General features: G+C 69.5%; 15 protein-coding genes. 7 read left to right on the forward strand and 8 right to left on the reverse strand.

The window, feature by feature from the left end; genetic code table 11:
- The first annotated feature begins 155 nt into the window (after nucleotides 1–155).
- On the forward strand, nucleotides 156–2,393 hold the full coding sequence (locus H5399_RS18395) for an ATP-dependent DNA ligase (protein WP_182781320.1): 2,238 nt from the start codon (nucleotides 156–158) through the stop codon (nucleotides 2,391–2,393).
- Here H5399_RS18395 and murJ read toward each other — a convergent pair.
- From murJ to H5399_RS01855, 3 genes are read right to left on the reverse strand one after another with little or no spacing between them, the layout of a single operon-like run.
- Nucleotides 2,380–6,141: a murein biosynthesis integral membrane protein MurJ gene (murJ, locus tag H5399_RS01845; protein ID WP_182781321.1), complete on the reverse strand. Its 3,762-nt coding sequence runs from the start codon at nucleotides 6,139–6,141 to the stop codon at nucleotides 2,380–2,382. The genes H5399_RS18395 and murJ overlap by 14 nt on opposite strands.
- Nucleotides 6,125–8,020 (reverse strand): DUF6049 family protein, encoded by a 1,896-nt coding sequence (locus H5399_RS01850; protein WP_255422003.1) that lies wholly within the window; start codon nucleotides 8,018–8,020, stop codon nucleotides 6,125–6,127. The genes murJ and H5399_RS01850 overlap by 17 nt, the downstream gene beginning before the upstream one ends.
- A gap of 43 nt (nucleotides 8,021–8,063) precedes the next feature.
- Entirely contained in the window at nucleotides 8,064–9,587 is a 1,524-nt protein-coding gene (locus H5399_RS01855) for a CCA tRNA nucleotidyltransferase (RefSeq protein WP_182781323.1), read from the reverse strand.
- Nucleotides 9,588–9,596: 9 nt separating this feature from the next.
- Here H5399_RS01855 and H5399_RS01860 point away from each other — a divergent pair, with 9 nt between their 5' ends.
- From H5399_RS01860 to H5399_RS01880, 5 genes are all read left to right on the forward strand, one after another.
- Nucleotides 9,597–10,469, forward strand: coding sequence for a mechanosensitive ion channel family protein (locus H5399_RS01860; RefSeq protein WP_182781324.1), 873 nt, complete (start codon nucleotides 9,597–9,599; stop codon nucleotides 10,467–10,469).
- 641 nt (nucleotides 10,470–11,110) lie between these two features.
- Nucleotides 11,111–11,566: a hypothetical protein gene (locus tag H5399_RS01865; protein ID WP_182781325.1), complete on the forward strand. Its 456-nt coding sequence runs from the start codon at nucleotides 11,111–11,113 to the stop codon at nucleotides 11,564–11,566.
- Entirely contained in the window at nucleotides 11,563–11,970 is a 408-nt protein-coding gene (locus H5399_RS01870) for a hypothetical protein (RefSeq protein ID WP_182781326.1), read from the forward strand. The genes H5399_RS01865 and H5399_RS01870 overlap by 4 nt, the downstream gene beginning before the upstream one ends.
- 92 nt (nucleotides 11,971–12,062) lie before the next feature.
- Complete coding sequence (locus H5399_RS01875; protein WP_182781327.1) at nucleotides 12,063–14,315, forward strand: transglycosylase domain-containing protein; 2,253 nt, start codon at nucleotides 12,063–12,065, stop codon at nucleotides 14,313–14,315.
- A 41-nt stretch (nucleotides 14,316–14,356) separates the two neighbouring features.
- Nucleotides 14,357–15,700: a glycosyltransferase 87 family protein gene (locus H5399_RS01880; protein WP_182781328.1), complete on the forward strand. Its 1,344-nt coding sequence runs from the start codon at nucleotides 14,357–14,359 to the stop codon at nucleotides 15,698–15,700.
- Nucleotides 15,701–15,707: 7 nt separating this feature from the next.
- On the opposite strand, the gene H5399_RS01885 is transcribed toward H5399_RS01880, so the two are convergent.
- From H5399_RS01885 to H5399_RS01895, 3 genes are read right to left on the reverse strand one after another with little or no spacing between them, the layout of a single operon-like run.
- Nucleotides 15,708–16,733, reverse strand: a complete 1,026-nt coding sequence (locus tag H5399_RS01885; RefSeq protein WP_182781329.1) for an alanine racemase — start codon at nucleotides 16,731–16,733, stop codon at nucleotides 15,708–15,710.
- Nucleotides 16,734–16,735: 2 nt separating this feature from the next.
- Nucleotides 16,736–17,863 carry a peptidoglycan bridge formation glycyltransferase FemA/FemB family protein gene (locus H5399_RS01890; RefSeq protein ID WP_182781330.1) on the reverse strand — a complete coding sequence of 376 codons (1,128 nt, stop codon included), beginning with the start codon at nucleotides 17,861–17,863 and terminating at the stop codon, nucleotides 16,736–16,738.
- Nucleotides 17,864–17,900: 37 nt separating this feature from the next.
- The gene (locus H5399_RS01895) at nucleotides 17,901–18,518 is read right to left on the reverse strand and encodes a DUF4282 domain-containing protein (RefSeq protein WP_182781331.1); all 618 of its coding nucleotides are present in this window, start codon (nucleotides 18,516–18,518) and stop codon (nucleotides 17,901–17,903) included.
- Nucleotides 18,519–18,871: 353 nt separating this feature from the next.
- On the opposite strand from H5399_RS01895, the gene H5399_RS01900 reads away from it, so the two are divergent.
- Entirely contained in the window at nucleotides 18,872–19,243 is a 372-nt protein-coding gene (locus tag H5399_RS01900) for an FKBP-type peptidyl-prolyl cis-trans isomerase (RefSeq protein ID WP_182781896.1), read from the forward strand.
- Between the two features lie 481 nt (nucleotides 19,244–19,724).
- Here the strand turns inward: H5399_RS01900 and H5399_RS01905 are convergent, their stop codons facing one another.
- Together H5399_RS01905 and H5399_RS01910 are read right to left on the reverse strand one after the other, a co-directional pair.
- Nucleotides 19,725–20,123, reverse strand: a complete 399-nt coding sequence (locus tag H5399_RS01905; RefSeq protein ID WP_182781332.1) for a VOC family protein — start codon at nucleotides 20,121–20,123, stop codon at nucleotides 19,725–19,727.
- 99 nt (nucleotides 20,124–20,222) lie between these two features.
- Nucleotides 20,223–22,742, reverse strand: a complete 2,520-nt coding sequence (locus H5399_RS01910; protein WP_182781333.1) for a sodium-translocating pyrophosphatase — start codon at nucleotides 22,740–22,742, stop codon at nucleotides 20,223–20,225.
- Between the last annotated feature and the right edge of the window lie 137 nt (nucleotides 22,743–22,879).

A 22,879-nucleotide genomic window follows, 5' to 3' on the forward strand; every position in this document is an offset into this window, starting at 1 on the left:
ATTTATCGCAGGCGCGATGGGACCCACCGCGACCGCGAAAGCGACGCGCCTCGCAGGCAGGACCCTCCAGCGCCCTGGAGGCACGGCGAGCGGTACCCGCGACGGGTATGCGCCACTAGGCGATGAGGGGGCCTCTGCCGACTAGCCTTGCCGACATGGCTGACTCAGTGATCCTGCAGGTGGACGGTCCCGAGGGTGCGCGCGAGGTCAAGCTGACGAGTCCAGACAAGGTGCTGTGGCCAGGCGACGGCATGTCCGACGGCGTGGCGGTCACCAAGCGCGACCTTGCCGATTACCTCATCGCCGTCGCCGGTCCGTTCCTCCACCTCAACGGCGACAGGCCCATGACCCTGCAGCGCTTCCCGGAGGGGATCGACGGCGAGGAGTTCTTCTCCAAGCGGCCACCGCAGGGCGCGCCGTCGTTCCTGCGGCGCGTGACCTGCACCTACCCGTCGCGCCGGAAGCACGACCAACTCACCTTCGACGAGCCCGCGGCGCTGGCCTGGGCCGCACAGATGGGCACCATCACCTTCCACCCCTGGCCGGTGCGCACCGCGAACCTCGACAACCCCGACGAGTTCCGCATCGACCTCGACCCCCAGCCCGGCCGCGACTTCCGCGACGCCGTCGAGGCCGCCCTCGCCCTGCGCGAGGTGATGGCCGAGGCGGGGCTGAAGGCGTACGCCAAGACCTCCGGCAACCGCGGCATCCACGTCTACGCCCGGATCCTCCCCACCCACGAGTTCCAGGACGTGCGGCACGGGGTGATCGGGATCGCGCGCGAGCTGGAACGTCGCCTTCCGGACCTCGTCACCACGTCGTGGTGGAAGGAGGAGCGCGGGGAGCGCATCTTCGTGGACTTCAACCAGGCCAACCGCGACCGCACCATCGCCGCCGCCTACTCCCCGCGACCCCTCCCCGGTGCACCGGTCTCCACCCCGCTCACCTGGGACGAGCTCCCCGATGCCGACCCGCGCGAGCTCACCCTCCGCACGGTCCCGGCGCTGCTGGAGCGTCGCGGCTGCGCCTGGGCGGACATCGACGATGAGCCGGGCGAGGTGTCCGGGGCGCTGTCGCTGTGGGCAGCGGACCTCGAGCGCGGTCTGGGCGAGCTGAACTTTCCGCCCGACTATCCCAAGATGCCGGGCGAACCGCCCAGAGTGCCGCCGAGCAAGCGGAAGGCGGACCGGGCCGACGACGAGTACATGGCGCCGAAGGCCGAACGCGACGCCGAATGGGGCACCGCCATCGCCCCGCCGTACGGGCCGATGCTCGCCAAGCCGGTGAAGAAGCTGCCCGAGGGCGACTTCCTCTACGAGCCCAAGTGGGACGGCTTCCGCTCCCTCATCTGGCGCTCCGGCGACCAGGTTGAGATCGGCTCGCGCAACTCGCGCCCCATGACCCGCTACTTCCCTGAGCTGGTGCGCGCCGTCGTCGAGAACTTCCCGGACCACTCGGTCATCGACGGCGAGATCGTCATGATCGACCCCGAGACAGGCGACCGGCTCAACTTCGACGCGTTGCAGCAGCGGATCCACCCCGCCGCGTCGCGGATCAGGAAGCTGAGCGAGGTCACGCCCGCCAGTTTCGTGGCGTTCGACCTGCTTGCGCTCGGCATGGAGAACTTCGCCGAGAAGCCGTTCCGGGATCGGCGAGCCGCGCTGGAGACGGCACTGGCCGGGGCGCGGCCCCCCATCTTCCTGACGCAGGCCACGCGGGAGGTGAGCGTCGCGGGGCAGTGGTTCGAGCAGTTCGAGGGGGCAGGGCTCGACGGGGTGATCGCCAAGCCACTCGGCGAGCCGTATGCCGAGGACAAGCGCGTGATGTTCAAGTACAAGCACGAGCGCACCGCGGACTGCGTTGTCGCGGGGTACCGGCTGTACAAGGGCGAGCGCGACGCCATCGGCTCGCTGCTGCTGGGGCTGTACACCGACGACGGCACGCTCAACTCCGTCGGGGTGATCGGGGCCCTCCCGATGGCGCGGCGCCGCGAGCTGTTCGAGGAGCTCCAGCCCCTGGTCACGTCGTTCGAGGGCCATCCCTGGGCGTGGGCGGAGCCGGAGGACACGGAGGCCGACAACCGCGACCAGTCCTTCCCCCGCACCCCGACGGCGGCCGCGCACTCGCGCTGGAACGCCACCAAGGACCTGTCCTTCACTCCGCTGCGCCCGGAGCGGGTGGTGGAGGTGCGCTACGACCACATGGAGGGCCCTTCGACACCTGCTCGTTCCTCGCAGGGCTCAGGACAAGACAAGCGATTCCGTCACACAGCCCAGTTCGTGCGGTGGAGGGACGATCGGGACCCCGCGTCGTGCACCTATGACCAGCTCGACGAGCCGGTCAGCTACGACCTGGCCCGGGTCCTCGGGAACCACACCCCTACTGCAGGGTGACCTCCGCGATCTCGGCGCGGAACCCGCCCTCCACCGGCGGCAGGCTCGTGACGTAGACCATCAGGTACTGCGTCTCCGTCGGCTCATCCAGCGCGATGGTGGCCGTGCCCGTCGCGGCAGGGTTCGAGCCGACGATCGTCCAGTCAGCCTCGGTGCGCATCGACGGCTCAGACCCCGACGGCACTCTCAGCTCGACGGCGGTCTCCCCGCCCACCAACGTCACCGTCGCGCTCGTCACCGTGGTGGGTGCACCGAGGTCCAGGATCAGCCCGACGCCGGGCTTCTGCCCGCCCATGTCCGGCCTGCGGAGGTAGCGCATCGTCACCCACGTGGTGCCCGCGTCCCCGTCGATCACGGTCGCGGCCCGGTCCCCGTTCTCCTCGCCGTTTCCGCCGTCCTCCTCGGGGTCGAAGTCCCGCACGCCGACGATCGCCGGAGACCCCGCAGCGCCCTGCGACACCGACGGCGACTGCGACTGCGCTGCCGGGCTCGACGCGCCGGGGCCGGACGGCGTGGTGGCCGCCTGATCCGGGTCCGCCGTCCACAGCGCGATGATCGACGCCACCGCGATGAGGACCAGCAGCGCCAGCAGCGCCACCACCCCGCGGCGCGTTCGGGGACGGTCGGGGTCCTCGCCCGCGACCCTCGTGGACGCCACCGGCGGGGGAACCACATCCCCGGGAGTGCGGCGCGGGCCCGTGAACAGGTCGTCGCTGAGCACTGGCCTGCCCGCGCCGTCACCCTCCCGCGACAATCCGGCCGAGCGCGCCAGGGTGGCCGCCTCGACGTCCGTGCCCTCCTCCGGTGCGGTCCCGGAGACCGGGGCCCAGATCCCGACGCGGGTCTCGCCCGGGCGCCGGAACGGGTCGTGCGGGGCGCCCGAGGGGGACGGCACCGCGCGATCCAGGCCGCGGACGCGCTCCTCGAGGTCAGCCGCGGCGTTCGCGGTGCCCAGCACCATGGACAGTGCTTCCACCAGCTGCCCCGCGGATGAGATCCGGGGCTCGCTCATCGCGCCTCGCTGGGTGAGCGTGACGGTGCAGATCCGGTCCAGGGCAGGCGAGACCCCCGCCTTGACCGTGTGTGCCGGCGCGGTCTCCCCAGCGACGATGGGCGCGGCGGGCATCCCGAAGGCGGCCTCCCCTGGCCAGTGCCGCACCAGGGTGGCGTACAGGATCTTTCCCAGGCCGACGACGTCAGAGCTTTCGCGCGCGGACCAGGCGTGCTGGTGGTCGGCGCGGTCAGCCAGCGCCGCCTCGACGCCGAACCCGCCGAGCCGGACCGCCCCCGAGGTGGTGATGATGACGTTGTCCGGGCTCAGCTGCTCGTGGAACAGCCCCTGGGCGTGGACGGCGACGAGCGCGTCGGCGAGGTCACGCACGATGTGGGCGGATTCGATCGCGCTCAGCGGTCCAGCAGCCAGGATGTCGGTCAGGGAGCGGCCGGGCGCGTACTCGCGCACGACGAACGCCCCGATGCCCTGCGTGGGGTCCAGCACCTCGTCGGCGTCGAGCACGCGCAGGAACCTCGAGTCGGTGGCCACGGCGCCCTTGCGGGCCGCCAGCATGACGTCGGAGATGCGCGGGTCTCCCGGTGCGATGACGTGCACCACGACGTCGCGAGAGAGCACCTGGTCGTGGGCCCGCCACGTCTCGGTGCCGAACAGGGAGGCCAGTCGCTCAACCAGCTCGTAGCGGGTGCTGAGCAGGGCCCCGGCGGCGGCGATCCGGGCGGGAGTGGCGTCGCGGAACAGGCCCGGAATGTCGAGCGCCCCGGTGGTCTCGTCCTGGTCGGAGGCTTCGCCACCCGCGGCCAGCTCCCCACCGTCGGACCAGTCCACCGCGGCGGATCGCGGCCCGGCCGGTGCCAACGGCGCCATCCGGCCGGTGTCCTCGTCGACGGAGGAGGGGGCCGACGGCGTGCCCGCGACGGGGGGGAACGTGTGCTTTGTGGTGGCCGGCTTGTTGCGCACCACCGTCGCGGGACCCGTGTCGAAGGAGTCGATCATGTCGTCGCGAAGCGCCGGCACGACGGCGGTCGGCATCTGGTCGTCGCCCTGCGAGCGGTCATCCCGGGAGGACTCGACGGCGCCGGCCCGCGACCCTCCGCGGCGCCCGAACCGGCTCCCCACCAGCTCCGACAGGCTGCCGAGCTCCTTCACCTTGAGCGCCTTGCCCATCAGCAGGAAGGAGACGAGGATCACCAGTCCGCCCGCGGCCAGCGCGACGATCTGGCCGACGGTGCGGCCCGGCACAACCCCGATCAGCCATCCCGACAGGTAGTAGGCGGCCACGCCGCCGATTCCGGCGCCCAGCAGCAGCCGAACCAGGTGCATGACCAGGGCCCGGCCGTCGAGGTCCGGCACCCTGCGCCGCAACGCCTGCCAGGTAACGAGCACGCCGATGGAGTAGGCCAGCGAGTACGCCAGGGCCAGCGCCCCCGCCACCCAGGCGTCGGAATTCACCCACCACACGAGCGCGATGGCGCCCGCGATGTTCAGGCCCGCGATCAGGGTCTGCAGGAAGAACGGGGTGCGCGTGTTCTCCAGCGCGTAGAAGGTGCGCAGGCAGACGAACTGGACGGTGAACGGGATCAGCCCCAGCGCGAACGCCATCAGCGCCCACGCGATCCAGACGGCGTCCGTGGCGCCCGTGCCCTGTCCGAAGAGAAGCCCGGCCATCGGGCCCGACAGGGCCAGGAACGCGACGGTGGCGGGCACGATGGCCACCATGGCCAGCCGCACCGTCTTGGTGAACTCGCCCGCGACACCACTGAAGTCGCCACCCGCGGCCAGCCGCGACGCATTGGGCAGCATGGCGGTGGCCAGGGAAACGGTGATCAGGGAGTGCGGCAGGATCCACAGCAGGTGCGCGTTGGCGTAGACCGTGACGCCCGCGCCGCTACCGCCCGCGGTCGCGGAGGTGGCGAGCCTGTTGACCACCATGAGCCCCACCTGGTTGACGGCCACGAAACCCATCGTCCACTTGGTCAGGGAGAAGGTGTGGCCCAGCCCGGTGCCCTTGAGGTCGAACCGGGGACGCAGCTTGAAGCCGAGCTTCCGGATGTAGGGGATCATGACGGCGGTCTGCGCGACGATGCCGAGCGTGGTGCCGATACCCAGCAGGAGGATCTGCGGCGTGGTGAAGGCACTCGAGTGGTCGTCGTCGTTGCCCCACACGACGAAGTAGAGGGCCATCACGGCGATGGAGATGATGTTGTTGGCGATGGGTGCCCACATCATGGGGCCGAACTTGTCCCGCGCGTTGAGCACCTGTCCGAGGAGGAAGAAGGCTCCGTAGAAGAAGATCTGCGGCAGGGTCAGGTAGGTCAGCGCCACCAGCGACGCGTACTGGGCCTCCAGGTCCGTCCCGCGCCAGGCGGGGGAGGTGTAGATGGCCGTCACGAGTGGCGCGCCGATGGTGACCACCACCGCCACCACCGTGATGATCAGCATGAACGCGGTCATGATGCGGCTGGTGTAGGCCTCGCCGCCGTCGTCATCGTTCTTGATGGCGCGCACGATCTGCGGCACCAGCACGGTGTTGAGCGCACCGCCGGCGAACAGGATGTAGAGCGAGTTGGGCACCATGGTGGCCAGGGCGAGCATGTCCGCCTGCCGGGTGCCGTTGCCGAGGATGAAGGCCACGAGCATGACCCGGATGACTCCGAGGATGCGCGAGATCATCGTCCCGGACGCCATGATGGCGCCGGCGCCGATGAGTTTCCTGGTGCTACTGACTTGGCTCACTGTTCTCCTTGCCCGAACGTTCGCGTTGCACGGCGCGGATCCGGAGGGCGGTGCCCCCCACCACTACAGCACCCGAGACGACGATGATGATCCAGCCGACGCGCCCGAAGTCGGTAGCGCTGATTTCGATGGGCAGCGGCCTCCCCAAGGGGTCGCCCGCCACCGTGGTCAGTTGGGCGCGCACGATCGCGACCCCGTTGGCGGTGGCCTCCGGCGTGATGTCGACGGTGGCCGCCTGGCCCGGCCCCACCGTCACGGGACCCACCGCGGGGACCCGGATGCGCTGCGGGGAGTCCGACGCGAACTCCAGCCTCACCTGGATGGGAACCCCCAGGCCGTTGGTGACGGTGACCGGGAACGTGTTGGTGCGCGACCCCATGACGAACGATTCGGCCGCCCGCAGCGTCACCAGCGAGGCGTCGATACGGGAAGGGGCGACGGCGTCGAGATAGGCCAGCGCGGCGGCCTCGTCGGCGAAGTCCTTCGAGAAGGCCGTGGACCCGATCCTGGACAGGTCCGTCGGCTCGTCGGAGCCCATGAGTTGGCGCAGGAACTCCGCGTCGGCCTCGATGGCGTGCAGGCGGTCTGCCAGGGCGGGCCACTGGGCGGGCTCGGTGGCATCCGGCCAGACAAGCCGGCCGGCGGGGCTGGAGCCGGGGGCGATGTGGCGCCGCTGAGCGCCGGGGGTGGCGTCCGCCTCCGCCGCCTCCACCGTCGAGATGACGTAGAGCGGCGTCGCGTCGGCGAGCAACTCCTCGGTGATCAGCCTGCCCAGCCGCACGCCGGGCGGTAGCGCCGCGAAGCTGGCCAGGGGAGAGGCACCCAGCAGCGCGGGCGCGCCGCCGCGGCTGCCGCTGGCGTTCCGCACCACGACGGTGTCGACGTCGGTCAGCTGCTCGGCCAGTTGCTCGCCGGCGCCGTCCTCCATCACCGCGACACCCGGCAGCGCCAGCATCGACGGCGGGGTGGCGGTGGCGCTCCATTCCAGCACCCGGTCCAGCTCACCGGCGGCGTCGGCCCTGGTCAGATGGGGGTTGGCGTAGGGGAGCCGCCAGAGCCGGTCCTGCTCGGCGAGGGCCTGGACGCGCCGCAGCCAGGCGAGCGCCACCCCGCTTCCGGGGGTGCTCACCCCGCCCACGACGTGGTCCCCGGTCATCAGCTCGACGGCCTCCAGCAGAGCCGGATCCACCGCCGCGACCACCCCGTCGCGCTCGGCGCTGGCCAGGAGGGTGTCGAGCCGGCCGGCGAGGTCGCGGGCGAGGGAGTCGTCGATGAAGTCACCGTCGGGCAGCCAGGTGGGTGGGGCGGTGAGCAGCACGAGGGCGCTGGACTCCACGGGTTCCGTGGTGGCCGCCACCACCACCTGGTCCTCGCCCACCACCTGGTTGGGGCCGTCGGCCGGGATGCCGCGCACCTGCACGCCGAGCAGATACCCGGCATCGGTCCTGGTCAAGGCGTATTGCCCGGCGGTCAGTTGAGCGACGGTGGCCCGTACGGTGAAGTCGGCGCGCTGCCCCGGCGCGAAGTCCTCGTCCCGAGTGAGAATGTCGAGGTTGCCGGCCTGCTCGTCGAACAGCCTGGCCCCGATCGGCACATCCGCCAGGGTCTGGGCCAGCTGTGTGGTGGTGGTCTGCGGCGTGCTCAGCCGCCAGAAGTGGACGTTGACGTAGCGGATGGGCACCGTGGAGACGTTGGTGAGAGTCCCGCTCAGCTCCACCACCTGCGCCGGGTCCGCCAGATCCAGGGTGGGCGTGGAGACGCTGGTCAGCTCCACCTCGAGGTAGTCCGTGGCGGCCGCGGCGGGCCGGGGGTCGACGATCACCACCGCCAGGGCGAGCAGCGCCGCCACCAGCAGCGCGCGCGCGAACCGACCGACCATCACCGTCCCATGGTAGTTGCCGGGGCCCCCGCGGAAGCTCGCGTCACTGGCCGCCGCGATCGGCCCACCACTGCTGGAGCAGCGCCACGGCGTCGTCGTGGGGGATGGGGCCGTGCTCGGTGCGGTGCTCCAGCAGGAACGAGTAGGCCTCCCCGACGGCGCGCCCGGGTGAGATGCCCAGGATCTCCATGATCTGGGTCCCGTCGAGGTGCGGGCGCAGCGCGGCCAGCTCCTCCTGCCCTGCCAGCTCGTCGATCCGCCACTCCAGTTCCTCGTAGGCGCGGCGCAGCTTCGTGGCGCGCTGACGGTTGCGGGTGGTGCAGTCCGCGCGGGTCAGCATGTGCAGGTGCTCGAGCTCGTCGCCGGCGTCGCGGACGTAACGGCGCACCGCCGCGTCGGTCCACTCGCCGTCGGAGTAGCCGTGGAACCGGAGATGAAGCTCGATCAGCTTGGCCACCGACTTCACCACCTGCGTGGGGTAGTTGAGCGTCCTGAGCCGCTTCGTCGCCTGCTTCGCCCCCACGATGTCGTGGTGGTAGAACGTCACCTTCGATCCCTCGAACCGGCGGGTCGCGGGCTTGCCGATGTCGTGGAGGAGGGCGGCGAGCCGATTGACGATGTCAGGCTCGTGGCCGCGGGCCTTCTCCAGCTCGATCGCCTGGTCCAGCACGGTCAGGGTGTGCTGGTAGACGTCCTTGTGGCGGGCGTGTTCGTCGACTTCCAGCCGCAGCGCCGGCAGCTCAGGAAGGATGTGGTCCGCGATGCCGGTGCTCACCAGGAGATCCAGGCCCACCCGCGGATTGTCCGTCAGCAGGAGGCCGGTCAGCTCGCCCTGGATGCGTTCCGACGAGACGATCGTGATGCGCTCTGCCATGTCCGTCATGGCAGCGACCACCTCGGGCGCCACCTGGAACCCGAGCCGGGACGCGAACCTGGCCGCACGCATCATGCGCAGCGGGTCGTCCGAGAAGGACGACTCGGGCGTCGACGGCGTGCGCAGCACCTGGTCCGCCAGGTCCGCGAGCCCGCCGTACGGGTCGACGAAGGCGCGGGTGGACACGTCCACGGCCATGGCGTTGACGGTGAAGTCGCGGCGGTGGAGGTCGCCGTCGATGGTGTCCCCGAAGGTCACCTCGGGCTTGCGGGACTCGCTGCGGTACACATCAGCTCGGAAGGTGGTCACCTCGATCTGCCAGTCCTGATCCGCGGCCCGCTTCAAGGCGCCGATGGTGCCCCACTCCTTGCCGATGTCCCAGGTGGTGGGCGTGAAGCGCTTGAGAATCTCGTGCGTCTGCTCCGGCGTGGCGGAGGTGGTGAAGTCCAGGTCGTGGCCGAGGGAGCCGAGGAGCGCGTCGCGGACGGAGCCGCCGACGAGGTACAGCTGGTGCCCCTCCTCGCGGTACAGGCGGCCCAGGTCGTCGATCACGGGCGCGATGCGCAGCAGTTCATGCATCGCGTTGGTCTGCGCTTGAGTCAGGTCCGGCACGAGGGTTGAGTCTACGTCGTGCGCGCTCCGACGGCGGTGCGGGGAGGTCTCCGCCGCGGGCGGGGTATCGCGGTGCGTCATGATGGGGGCATGGCTGATGTGTGGGAGAAGGTACTGCTGAGCGCGGTCGTGCTCGTGGTCGCGCTGATACTGCGGGCCGTCCTGGTCCACGTGATCAGACGATCCGTGAAGGCCCTGGCGAGCAAGCCGAAGGACCGCAACGACGACCTGGGGGCGAAGGCCCGCTCCATCCTCGCGAGGGCGGGCGGTCTGGGCGACGAGCGCCAGAGGCAGCGGGTGACCACGCTTGGGTCGTTGCTGCGCAGCGTCGTAGACGTGGTGCTGATCGTGGTGGTGGTGCTGACCGTCCTGGCCACGTTCGGGGTGCCGATGGCGCCGCTGCTGGCCTCGGCAGGCGTCGGTGGCGTGGCGCTCGGCTTCGGCGCGCAGTCCCTGGTGAAGGACTACCTGTCCGGCATCTTCATGCTCGCCGAGGACCAGTTCGGGGTGGGAGACCTGATCCAGGTGGGGGAGCTCCGCGGCACCGTCCAGGAGGTGACCTTGCGGGTGACGAAGCTGCGCGACCCGTCGGGCACGGTCTGGTACGTGCGCAACGGTGAAGTGCTGACGCTGGGCAACGTGTCGCAGGGGTTCTCGACGGCGTTGGTCGAGGTCCCGGTGGCGATCGACGAGGACCCGGACCGGGTGCAGGACGTGTTGCGCGGCGCCGTCGGGACCATGGGGGAGGAGCCCGAGTGGTCCGAGGTGCTGCTTGAGAACCCGACGGTGCTGGGGGTCGAGTCGATGAGCGAGGGCACGATGGTGCTGCGGATCCTGCTCAAGACGGGGCCCGACAAGCAATGGGGGCCGATGCGGGAGGCGCGGGCCCGCGCGCAGCGTGCGCTGGCCGCCGAGGGGATCCGCGGGCCGATCCTCCCCGGCGCCCGCCCCGCCGCCCCCTGATCCCGCAGGTCGCTGGTTGAGCCAGCCGCGGCGCGAAGCGCCCGCTGCTGCGTCGAAACCCCCGCTGCTCCGTCGAAACCCCCCCGCACCGGTGCACGGAGCCGGGACACGAGGCCCGGGCGGCCGCTCTTCCCACCTCAGCACGCACACGCCAGCTGGACTCGGGTCGGGTGTCGAGGCCGCCCGTGCCTCGTGTCCCGTCTCCCCGCACTGGATTGCCCGTGGCGTCGTCGCGTTCGGGCGCGACCCGGCAGGGCGGCCCTGGGTCGAGCCTGTCTGGGCGGGATGCCAGTTGGGTGATCGTCGGGTTGGGCACCGCTGCGCAGTGCCGCCCTGCCGTTTCCCGCCCTCGCGTTCCCGCCTCGCGTTCCCACCTCGCGTTCCCGCCCTCGCGTTCCCGCCTCGCGTCGCAGTGCCGCCCTGCCGTTTCCCGCCCTCGCGTTCCCGCCTCGCGTCGCAGTGCCGCCCTGCCGTCTCCCGCCCTCGCGTTGCCTTCCGGTTCGCTAAATGTCAGAGCTGGTGCCGTAGTCGACACCAGCTCTGACATTTAGGCGGTCGGGCCCAGCCGCTGGCTGCGCTTTCCGCGCCCGAGGTGTGTTCAGGAGTAGCGTTGGAGGTACTACTCGTGGTCGGAGGACCTCATGATCAAGCGAGTTTTCGTCGACGTCGCAGCCGGCCTCGGCCTGGCGATTGCCGGCCAGTTCGTCTTGTTGGCGGCGAGTTTCACCGGCCCGATGCTCGGCATCCCGATGCCCTACGAGATGGCTCCGGAGGACGGCAGCACCCCGCCCGCGCTGCTCGACCAGATCAACGCGATGTACCTTCTCGCCTCCGTCGGGATGCTGATCCTCAGCTTCCTGCTCGGCTGGCTGCTGAAGACCGACGGGGTGGCCGACGGCCTCAAGCGCGGCGCCGTCTGGGTCGCCGTCGTGGGGCTGAGCCAGTTCCTCCTGGGACTCCAGCCCGGGGTTGTACAGGTGTTTGTGCTGCTCGGCGCGTGGGTCTACCTGCTTTGCATCCTTCTCGGACCGGCGCTCGCCGGACTGATCGGCACGAGGCGCCCGGCGCCCGTGGAGGATGGAAGGGATTCATCATGACTCAGATGGTGCTGGCCGTTCTTGGCGGACTGGCAGTGGCGGCGCTCGTCGTCGTCCTCATCGTCCGAGCAGCCAAAGGTGGCGACTCCCAAGGCGGTTCCACCGGATTCGGGTGGGCCGCGCTGGGCCTCGGCGTCCTGACCCTCATCCTCGCCGCCGTCGGCTACGCCTTCGCGCCTGACTTCGCGTCGGAGGCCGAGGCTGCGGCGGCCTCAGGAGAGTTCGACTCGCAGAGCCTCTACATGGTGGGCACGGTCACCGGGATCGCTGCTGCGGCCACCGCCGGTCTCGCCCTCAAACGGGGCGATCGGGGCTGGCCGACGTGGACAGGTCTCCTGATCGGGGCGGCAGTCATCGGTGCGTGGGTGTACGTCATCATCTACGTCATGTTCAACCCGTACTGACAACTCACCAACCGCCCGTCTTTGGCGCTCCGCGCCGCGACACCTACCCTTGAACGGAAGTGGTGTCAAGAAGAGACGAGTAGAGAACCTCTATGGCTAAAGCGAAGCGTGCTGCGAAGAAGACGACGGCGGGGACGATCTGGAAGCGGATCGGACTCACGGCCCTTGTGCTGTTCATCATCACGGGGCTGACCGGACTGGGCGCCTTCGCGTACCTCTACGCCACCACGGATCTCCCGGATCCCAACGCGGACTTCCAGACCAACACCACCTTCCTCTACTACAACGACGGGACCACCCAGCTGGGCTCCCTCGCAGTCCAGAACCGGGTCACGCTGGACTACGCGGAGATGCCGCAGCTGATGAAGGACGCCGTCGTCGCGGCTGAGAACCGCAGCTTCTGGGAGGATCCGGGGTTCTCGGCTTCAGGCATCGCGCGCAGCATGGTGTCCATCGCCACCGGCGGCGAGTTGCAGGGCGGCTCAACCATCACTCAGCAGTACATCAAGATCCTCTACCTGGACTCCGGTCAGCGCCTGTCCCGCAAGGTCAAGGAGCTGTTCCTGGCGATCAAGATGGGGCGGGAACTCTCCAAAGAGGAGATCCTCGAGGGATACCTGAACACCATCTACTTCGGCCGCGGCGCCTACGGGATCCAGGCGGCAGCCAAGTCCTACTTCCTCAAGGATGCCAGCGCCCTCACCATCGAGGAGACGGCGGCGCTGGCCGCGATCCTCAACAACCCGGCCGGCTTCAACCCGTCCGGTGGCCCGGAGAAGGTGGAGCGACTCCTCGGTCGCTACCAGTACGTGCTCGACGGCATGCTCGAGATGGGCGCCATCACCGACGCTGAGCACGTCGCGGCCCGCCCGCAGCTGCCCGCCTTCCCGGAGGTACCGGTCAACGACCGCTACGGCGGCCCGAAGGGCTTCCTCATCAAAGCCGTGGAGGATGAGCTTCTTGCCAGCGGCTTCACCGAGGGCGAGATTCAGGGCGGCGGGCTGAAGGTCACCACCACCTTCGACGAGTCCATGCAGGCCGCGGCCGTGGAGACGGCCCAGAAGTACACAGCTCAGGCCGCGGAGGACGCGGAAGGCGACCAGGATCCCGCGCAGCTGCACGCCGCCATCGCCTCCGTCGACACCGCCACCGGTGGTGTGCTCGCGATGTACGGCGGGCCGGACTACGTGGCGAGCTCCCGGAACTGGGCCATGACCGACCGCCCCGCCGCGTCGACGTTCAAGACGTTCGCCACCATCGCCGGACTCCGCAACGGATTCTCGCTCAAGTCGATCTTCAACGGCAACACGTTCACCCCCGACGGCGACACCCAGACCATCCGCAACGAGTTCAGCAACCAGTACGGCCCGGTCACGCTCCGAGAGGCGACGGCGGAGTCCATCAACACCGCCTTCGTCGACATGACTCAGCAGATCCCCGACGGCGCCAACCAGGTGATCACGGCCGCCAACGACGCCGGCGCGCCCACCAGCCGCGGCTGGGACGCCAACAATCGCATCGCGCTCGGCGCCGCCGAGGTGAGCCCGGTCAACATGGCAACCGCCTACGCCACGCTGGCCAACAGCGGCCGGCGCAACCCCGCGCACGTCGTGGCGAAGGTTGAGGGACGCAACGGCGAGGTGCTCCTCGAGGCCAACCCCGAGGGCGTGCAGAGCATCGACCAGAATGTGGCCGCCAACGTGACAGACTCCCTCACCTCCGTGGTGCAGGAGGGCACCGGCAGGCGCGCCTCCGAGCTGGGACGCCCCGTCGCGGGCAAGACCGGCACCAACGGCGTCGAGGACGACATCACCTCGGCATGGTTCGTCGGATACACCAGGCAGATCTCCACCGCCGTCATGTATGTGGCAGGCGACTCCGGCAACGAGGATCTCGACGACTACAAGCGCCCCCAGGATCCCACCTTCTTCGGCTCCAGCTATCCCCTCATGACCTGGGTGGAGTTCATGACCCGGGCCACCGATGGCATGCCCGTCGAGCAGTTCGACGTGCCGCGCGAAATCCGGGCGACGAAGGGCTCAGAGAGCGCGTCGCCATCACCCACGCCCACGCCGTCGCCGTCGGAGACCCCCTCCGAAACGCCCTCGCCCACCCCGTCTGAGGAGCCCACCACGGAGACTCCCACCCCGGAGCCGACCGAGCAGGAGCCGACCGAGGAGCCCACGCCCCCTGGCCAGAGCGGAAAACCGACGCCACCCGGTCAGAGCCCGGAGCCGACGCCCACTCCCAGCGAGACCGTAGAGGAGACCGTCACCGAGGACGCACCCGGGGCCGGTGCAGGGGTGGGGGCCGGGGTACGTCCCACGCCCAACCCCACCACCTGACGCTGACTCCGGCCGGGTGACCCCCGGCTAGAGTGTCCGGCGTGGACAACGCGCTGCTGCCCGGCCTGGGCGGACCGATGGGTCGCCACGCCGCCGGGCGCGGGCTCTGGTTCGCGGCGCTCCCCTGGGCGATCGCCGTCGGCACCGTGCTGTTCCTCGTCCTGTTCTTGCGGCACACCCAGTGCGTCCAGACCGACGCCGAGGTCCAGATCAACAGCTACGCACTGCTGTGTTACTCCGACATTCAGGGCACGTTCCTCGGCCAGGGGTTCGGCCTCGGCGCCACCCCGTTCAGCGGGGAGAAGCTCGCCTTCTCTCCGCTGGTCGGCGTCGCCATCCTGCTGGCCGTCCGGGCGGCGGCGCTCCTGGGCGCCCCAGTCGGACCCGGGGCGCCCCTGCAGGACCAGGTCGACTCCAGCGTCGCGTTCTTCGGCATCACCGTCGTCGGCCTCTTCTTCTGCTTCCTCCTCCTGATCGCCGCGACCTCCCGGCTCGGCCGCCGAGGGCGCGCACCGTCGTGGGATGCCATCCTCGTGGCCGGATCGCCGATCGTGTTCGCGGTGGGCCTGATCAGCTGGGACCTGCTTCCGCTGGCCATCACGGCGCTCGGGCTGGCCCAGTACGCCCGCGGGCGTGCTCTGGAGTCGGGCATCGTGCTGGGGTTGGCCGCGTGCGCCGGCACCATGCCGTTCGCCGTCATCCTGGCAGTGACGGTCGCGGCGGGGCTGCGCGGCGGAGTGCGGCAGGCCCTCACCTTCGCCGGCCCAGCGGCGATCACCGTCGCCGCGGTGCACCTGCCCCTGCTGCTCGCCGACGCCGGGAAGGTGTTCGGCTTCTACCACCAGGAGATCCACAAGGAGGCCGGCTACGGCTCACTGTGGTACCTGATGTCGCTGCTGGGCCGTCCGCTCAGGCACGCCGGTTCACTCGGATTCCTGTTCCTGGCCCTGTTCCTCGCGGTCCTGGTGGCGTACCTGTACGTGTCGCGGCGGCGGCCGCGCGTCGGATCGCTGGTGGCCGTGATGATCCTCGCCGCCACCCTCCTCGGGCCGTCCTTCCCACCGCAGACCTCGCTGTGGGTGATGTTCGCGGTGCTGGTGTCGCGGCCGCTTCGGCAGGAATGGGCGGCGGTGACGGTGGCGCACGTGGCCCACTACCTGGCCGTCTGGGGCTGGCTGGCGGGCAGCCTCACCCTCAGTCAGCTGGGCCCCTACGGCGTGTACTGGGGCGCCATCATCGCCCGGGCCGCAGTGGAGGCGTGGGTGTTGGCGTCGTCGCTGACCGACATCGTGGACCCCGGGCGGGATCCGTTGCGCAGGCCTGACCGGCCGGACCCCTTGGGGGGCGAGCTCAACACCGGCGAACTGGCCCCCTTCCCCGCGTGAGGCCGGCTCAGACCTGACGGATCTCGTCGACGGTGACCGTCGTCATCCGGGTGGTCACCGGCACCTCGTCGCCCACCTGGGCGGGGGCATCGGATCCCGGCACGAACACCATGGAGGAGTGCATGTGCGGCGGCTCGGCGAAGGCGCGCTTCCGGCCGCCGATCGTGAACGGCGAGAGTGAGCGCCCCAACGCGTCGAGCACGCCCTGAGCGACGGTCACGCCACGCTGGCGCAGCGACCGCTGCGGTGTGGGTGCGCTCATCGCCACCCCATGGGCGGTGCCGCCCGACACGATGACGAGCCATCCGTTGCCCGGCGCCTTGACTCCGTGATAGCCCAAAGGAGAGCCCGAGGTGATCCGGTGCACGTCAAGCACAGTGGCGGTGGTGGCGTAGGCGCGCTTGTCACCCAGCCACAGCCGCGTCCCCACCCGCAGATGCGTCCGGACGCCCAGCGCGGTGCGCAGCACGCGATAGTCGGTGACGCTCAGATGCGAGACCCACACCGGGCCGCGGCGCACCCCGAGGCCCGCGCCCGCCAGCCTCTTCGCCTCGTCGAGCGAGCCATTGGCCGGAAGGTGAATGGTCCAGCCCTCGAAGGTCAGCGGGCCGAAGTCCTGCTCCGTCAGGGTGCGGGGATCCAGTCCGTGCCGGTGCATCGAGGTCTCGATCTCGACGATGACCCGCACGCCCGGGTGCGCCGAGGCCAGCGCGCGGAGATCCTCGGCCCGCGACACCGTCGTGATCACCTTCGGGTCGTGCAGCAGTGCGGTGGCCGCGTCGTCGAACGGGCGCCAGGGGCTGAGGACGACGATGTCGCCGTCGAACCCGCCCGCGCGCACGGCCGGCACCTCCTGGGCGATGCCCACCGCGATGGTCTTCACGCCCAGACGCGCCGACTCGGACGCCAGCAGCCTCAGCCCGAAGCCGTAGCCGTTGCCCTTCGCGACGGGAACCAGGCCCGGCGCGTCCTCCAGGATGGCGCGCTGGTGCGCTTGCCATCGGGAGCGGTCGATGGTGAGGGTGAGCGTCATCGTCAGCGCTTCTTCAGGTAGAGGTCGAACGCCCGGTACAGCGCCTTGTTGATCGGGTAGTCCCATTCGCCGAGGTAGGCCACTGCCTCGCCGCCGGTGCCCACCTTGAACTGGATCAGCCCGATCTCCGGGTCATCGGCGCCGACCCCCTCGACGATGCCCCGCAGGTCGTAGACGGCGCACCCGGCAGCGTTGGCGTCGCGGATCATCTGCCACTGCACCGCGTTGGAGCCCCGGACCTCCCGCTTGGCGTTGGTGGAGGCGCCGTAGGAGTACCACGAGTGCTCGCCGACGCGGACGAAGGTGGTGGCGGCCACCAGGTCGCCGTCGTGCTCGGCGAGGTAGACGCGCATCCGGTCTTCATCCTCGGCGTTGAGCGCGTCCCACATGGTCTGGAAGTAGGCCAGCGAGCGTCCCGTGAAACCGTCGCGGGCGGCGGTCTCCAGGTAGGCCTGGTGGAAGGAGGCCAGGTCCTCGCGGGTGCCGCGGCGCACCTCGACGCCCTCCTTGGCCGCCTTCTTGATGTTGCGCCGCCACAGCTGATTCATGCCCTTGAGGAGCTCGTCCTCGGACTTCTGGGTGCCGTCGTCGTGGCGCAGCGGCAGCTGGAAATTCAACATGGGTTGCCCGGCGGCGAAGCCGTGGCCGCTCTCGTCGGTGTGCCAGCCGCCGTGGATGAGCTGGTTGATCACGCGGGTGCCGACGAGGGTTGTTTCGTCCGGCGCCACGTCCGAGAGGCGGGTGACGGCCTCGTCGGCGATGGCGGCCTTGATGGTGTCCGCCCTCCAGCGGCGGTGCACCAGCGCCGGGCCGATCCGTACCGCGAACGCCTTGCTGCGCTTCGCGTGGGCGACGAGCGCCTCCAGGTGGGCGGCAATGTCCGGGCGGCCCCAATCAAGGACCGGTCCCTCGGGCAGGTAGGCCAGGTAGCGGGGGAGCTTGGGGAGCTGCCGGTAGAGCACCAGCGCGACCCCCGTGAGTTCGCCGTCAGCGAAGAACCCCACCGACTCCCCGCGCCACTCCGGCTTCACCTTCGCCCAGGCGGGCGTCTGCAGGAACGACGCGGCACCGCGCTGCTCGATGAACGCGAGATGCCGCTCGGCGGTGATGGGTCCACAGGTGATACTCACCCCGCCAACTTACCGCGACGGCGGCTGCTTCAAGGCTTCACTGTCGCGGCAGACGCTCGTGGACGTCCTCGGAGAGCCGGACGACGGCGAAGTACAGCTCGAGCGTCATCCGGGCCATGGCGAGGTACACGATGGCGGCCAGGGGCACGCCGATGAGTGCGAGCACGATGAAGCCGGGTTCACCGCTGACGACTGCGGAGAGGAGGAAGCCCACCGCGGTCAACCCGATGATGACGGTCACGACGATGTAGACGGCCTTGATGATCTTGGGCGTGATGAAGGTGTCGAAGTTGAAGTCGAAGAGGGCCGCCAGGAAGCCCTTTGCGGAGTTGCCGACGTTTGTCGCGGTGCCTGGGGCCAGCCAGGGCTGCGGTCCCGGTGGCGGCCCGGCGTGGGGCGGCCCGGGCTGAGGGGTCTGGTACTGGTAGCCCGGGTCGGGTGTCCATGACCCGGGCGCGGGTGCCTGCGGTCCGTAGCCGGAGGGGCCGGGAGGCTGGGCGCCGTAGTGCGACGGATCGCTTGGCTGGGCGCCGTAACCGGAGGGGCCGGGCTGACCGTAGGGTGCGTCGAACCGTCTGGCGTCGTCCGGCTGGCCCTGGGGCTGACCGGGGCCTCCGTCGGAAGGGGGTTGGTATTGCGGGTACTGATCGCTCATCGTCAGTCCTTTCGTGGGTGGTACGCGGTCACTGTCGCACATCGTCGGGTCGCCGTCACGGGTCCGGCGGGCACGAAACGCCGTCGGAGTTGCCTTCCGGGTCCGCTGGTGGGCTTGGGTGCGGTCTGGGGCGGCGTGTCGTGCCCGAGGGTGGCCCGGGCGGGAAGGTGGGGGTGTGCACGAGGGGGTCGACGACGGTGGTGTGGGTCGTGCACGAAACGCCGTCGGAGTTGCCCTCCGGGTCCGCTGGTGGGCTTGGGTGCGGTCTGAGGCGGCGTGTCGTGCCCGAGGGTGGCCCGGGCGGGAGGGTTGGGCTTGTCCGGGTCGGGCGTTAGGCTCGCAGCATGACGAACATGAATGAGAAGCCAGAAGTCGACTTCCCCGGTGGCGAGGCCCCCGCGAACCTGCAGATCACGGAGATCGTGGAGGGCGACGGCGTCGAGGCGAAGGCCGGAGATACAGCCCACGTGCACTACGTCGGCGTGGCGTTCAGCTCCGGCGAGGAGTTCGACTCCTCCTGGGGCCGCGGCGCGCCGCTGTCGTTCCCGCTCGGTGCCGGCCGTGTCATCCAGGGCTGGGATCAGGGCATCCAGGGCATGAAGGTGGGCGGTCGTCGCCAGCTCGTCATCCCGTCCCACCTGGCCTACGGTGAGCGCGGCGCCGGCGGCGTCATCGCGCCCGGGGAGACGCTGGTCTTTGTGTGCGACCTGGTCGCGCTCAACTGACCCTGACGTTCCGGATTCCGAGGCCCGACCGCGGCCAGCCCCGTCGATCACTCCTACACCGGATCGTCTCCTCAGCGGATCGCCGCGCTAGGTGCAGATCGACATGACGGCGGGATGCTCGGGTGCGCTAAGGGGCTGGTGACCCGGACGGCGAGTCCTCAGGTGAGCAAGGGCGTTGATGGTCGGGGGCGGCACTGCGCAGCGGTGCCCAACCTGAGGATCACCCAGCTGGCATCCCGCCCGGGACCAGCCCGGCCCAGGGCCGCCCCGGCCAGCAGCGCCCAGACCCGGCCACGCCACAGAGAAAGGCCGCGGGGAACCGGGATCCGCTGCCCGGGCGGCCCTCAGAAAGCCGGCCACAGCAAGTGTCTGGGCGACTGCGAACCCAGCCAAGACGGGCCGCCCGGGCAGCGGAACCCGGTTCCCCGCACCAGTCAGCTGACCGCACGGGCAATGATCGCACCATGAACCGGCGCGCGGCCTACGTCCCGGCGCTCTCGTCGGGCTGGTGGATGCCGAACACGTTGCCCTCGGTATCCAGGTAGTAGCCCTGCCAGGCCATGCCCGTCAGCGGGTACTTCGGCATCGCGACGGTGCCGCCCGCCGCCTCGATCCGGTCTGCGGCGGCGTCGAAGTCGTCCACCTGGATGGTGATCACCGCGCCGGCCACGGCGCTTCCGGGCTGGGGGTTCGCGCCCTCCCGCTGCATGATGGCGCCGTGAATGCCGGGCTCACCCTCGTCGTGCGTCGTGACCCCGATGTAGGGCGAGCCGGTGAAGGCGCTCCAGTCCTCCGTCTTCCACCCGAACGCTGCTACGTAGAAGGCCACGGCCCGCGGGACGTCCTCGGCGTGGATCTCGAAGTGGACGACGCTGTTCATCAACTGCCCTTTCGCTTGACTCCAGCTTCAGTCTTCCACCGGCACAGCACGAGGGCCAGAGGCAGAATGCCTCCGGCCCTCGCGCGGTCAGTGCTGTGTTCAGGCGACGGTGATCTGATCCTTCGTCGAGTCTTCCTTGAGGTAGGCGAAGTCCGCGGAGGTGAGCATGGGTGCGTCGATCCGCATGTTGTAGAAGGAGCGGTACACCATGTAGATGCTCGCCACGCCGAAGGTGACGGCGAGGACGGCGTTGATGGCGGGGTTGCCGATGATGATCGAGAGCTCGATCGCCAGCATGCCGAACAGGGTGGTGAACTTGATGACCGGGTTGAGGGCCACCGAGGAGGTGTCCTTGAACGGGTCGCCGACGGTGTCGCCGACAATGCTGGCGTCGTGGAGTTCGGTGCCCTTGGCCTGCAGGTCCACCTCGACGATCTTCTTCGCGTTGTCCCAGGCGCCACCGGCGTTGGCCATGAAGATGGCCTGGTAGAGCCCGAAGATGGCGATCGAGATCAGGTAGCCGATGAAGAAGTACGGCTCGACGAAGGCGAACGCCAGGGTGGCGAAGAAGATCCCCAGGAAGATGTTGAACATGCCCTTCTGGGCGTACTGGGTGCAGATCTCCACCACCTTGCGGGAGGTCTCGACGGAGGCCTTGGTGGTGCCCTCAAGGTCGATGTTGGCCTTGATGAACTCCACCGCACGGAACGCCCCGGTGGTGACGGCCTGCATGGAGGCGCCGGTGAACCAGTAGATGATCGCGCCGCCGGTGATCAGGCCCAGCAGGAACGGGACGTGCAGCAGGGACAGGTTCTCGACGTTGGTGGTCAGGCCGGAGGTGAGACCCATGATGATGGAGAAGATCATCGTGGTGGCGCCCACCGCTGCGGTGCCGATCAACACCGGCTTGGCCGTGGCCTTGAAGGTGTTGCCGGCGCCGTCGTTGGCCTCGAGCAGGTACTTGGCCCGTTCGAAGTTGGGGGTGATGCCGTAGTCGCGCTCGAGTTCCTCGCGGATGCCGGGGAGCGATTCGATCTGGGACAGCTCGTAGACGCTCTGCGCGTTGTCGGTGACCGGGCCGTAGGAGTCCACAGCGATGGTGACCGGGCCCATGCCCAGGAAACCGAAGGCCACCAGGCCCAGCGCGAACACGCCCGGGACGAGCATGACGCCGCCGGTGACCACGCCGTCGACCATCGCGCCGGGTTCGATCAACGTGGAGACGCCGTAGGCGCCTGCCATCAGGGACACGATCGCGATTCCCAGCCAGTAGGCGGAGAAGTTGCCGGCGACCAGGCCGGAGAGGATGTCGAGGGAGGCGCCGCCTTCCTTGGCCGACTTCACGACCTCCTGGACGTGCTTGGCGCGGACGCCGGTGAAGACCTTGACCAGCTCGGGGATGACCGCGCCGGCGAGTGTGCCGAAGGAGATGATGAGGGACAGCTTCCACCACAGGGTGGTGTCGCCGCCGACGTCGGGGATGAGGATGGCGGACATGATGAAGGTCAGGACGATGGACACGATCGAGGTGAGCCACACCAGCGATGTCAGCGGGGTCTCGAATTCCATCTCGTCGGCGTCGCCGAACTTCGACTTGGCCCACATCGCGTTGCCGAAGTAGGACAGCGCCGAGGCCACCAGCATGATCGCGCGGATGAAGAAGATCCAGATCAGGAAGTGGGCCTGCAGGTCCGCCTGGACGCCGAGAAGGATGAAGGTGATCAGCGCGACGCCGGTGACGCCGTAGGTCTCGAAGCCATCCGCGGAGGGGCCGACGGAGTCTCCGGCGTTGTCGCCCACGCAGTCGGCGATGGTGCCGGGGTTGCGCGGGTCGTCCTCGCCGATCTTGAACACGATCTTCATCAGGTCCGAACCGATGTCGGCGATCTTGGTGAAGATACCGCCGGCGATACGCAGCGCCGAGGCGCCCAGCGACTCACCGATCGCGAAGCCGAGGAAGCAGGCGGTGGCGATGTCGGCCGGCACGAACATCAGGATGGCCAGCATCATGATGAGTTCGGTGGAGATCAGCACCATGCCCACGCTCATACCGGAACGCATCGGGATGTCGTAGACCTTGAACGGCTTGCCCTCCAAGGCGGCGAACGAGGTCCGCGAGTTGGCGAACGTGTTCAGCCGGATGCCGTACCAGGCGATGGCGTAGGAGCCCAGCATGCCGATGATCGCGAACCCCAGCACGATGAACACCCGGGCCCAGCCGCCGGTGGTGTTGAGGAACCCGAAGTAGACGAAGATCACGGCACCGATGAACGCGAACAGCAACATCAGGAACTTGCCCTGCTGCAGGAGGTAGGCCTTGCAGGTGGCGTAGATCAGCTCGGACACGTCCCGCATGGACGAGTGGACGGGGAGGTTCTTCAGCTTGATGTAGCTGAGGATCCCGAACACGAATCCGGCCACACAGATCAGCATGCCGACCATGAGGAGCCACCAGCCGCTGATGGTCCCGCCGAAGAACGTGACCGCGTGCAGGTCGGGCAGCGGCAGGTCGAACTCGGAGGTGTGGGAGCCGGTTTCGGCGGGCTCAGCCGGGCCGCCCGAGCACGCGGCCAGGGTCAGAGTAAGGAGCCCGAGCGCGCCGTAGAGGGCCGCGCGCATGAAACCGCGCGGCCTCCCTATGGCGGGTTGGGTAACGAGCGAGGGATTCGTCACGATGTCTTCCTTGAGGTTGTTTGAGCTTCCATGTGGGTGCTCATGTCCTTGAAACAGGTCACGGCGCCCATGCCGTCGCGAAC

Origin of the sequence: Tessaracoccus sp. MC1627, assembly GCF_014164725.1 — a bacterium.
GTDB lineage: Bacteria > Actinomycetota > Actinomycetes > Propionibacteriales > Propionibacteriaceae > Arachnia.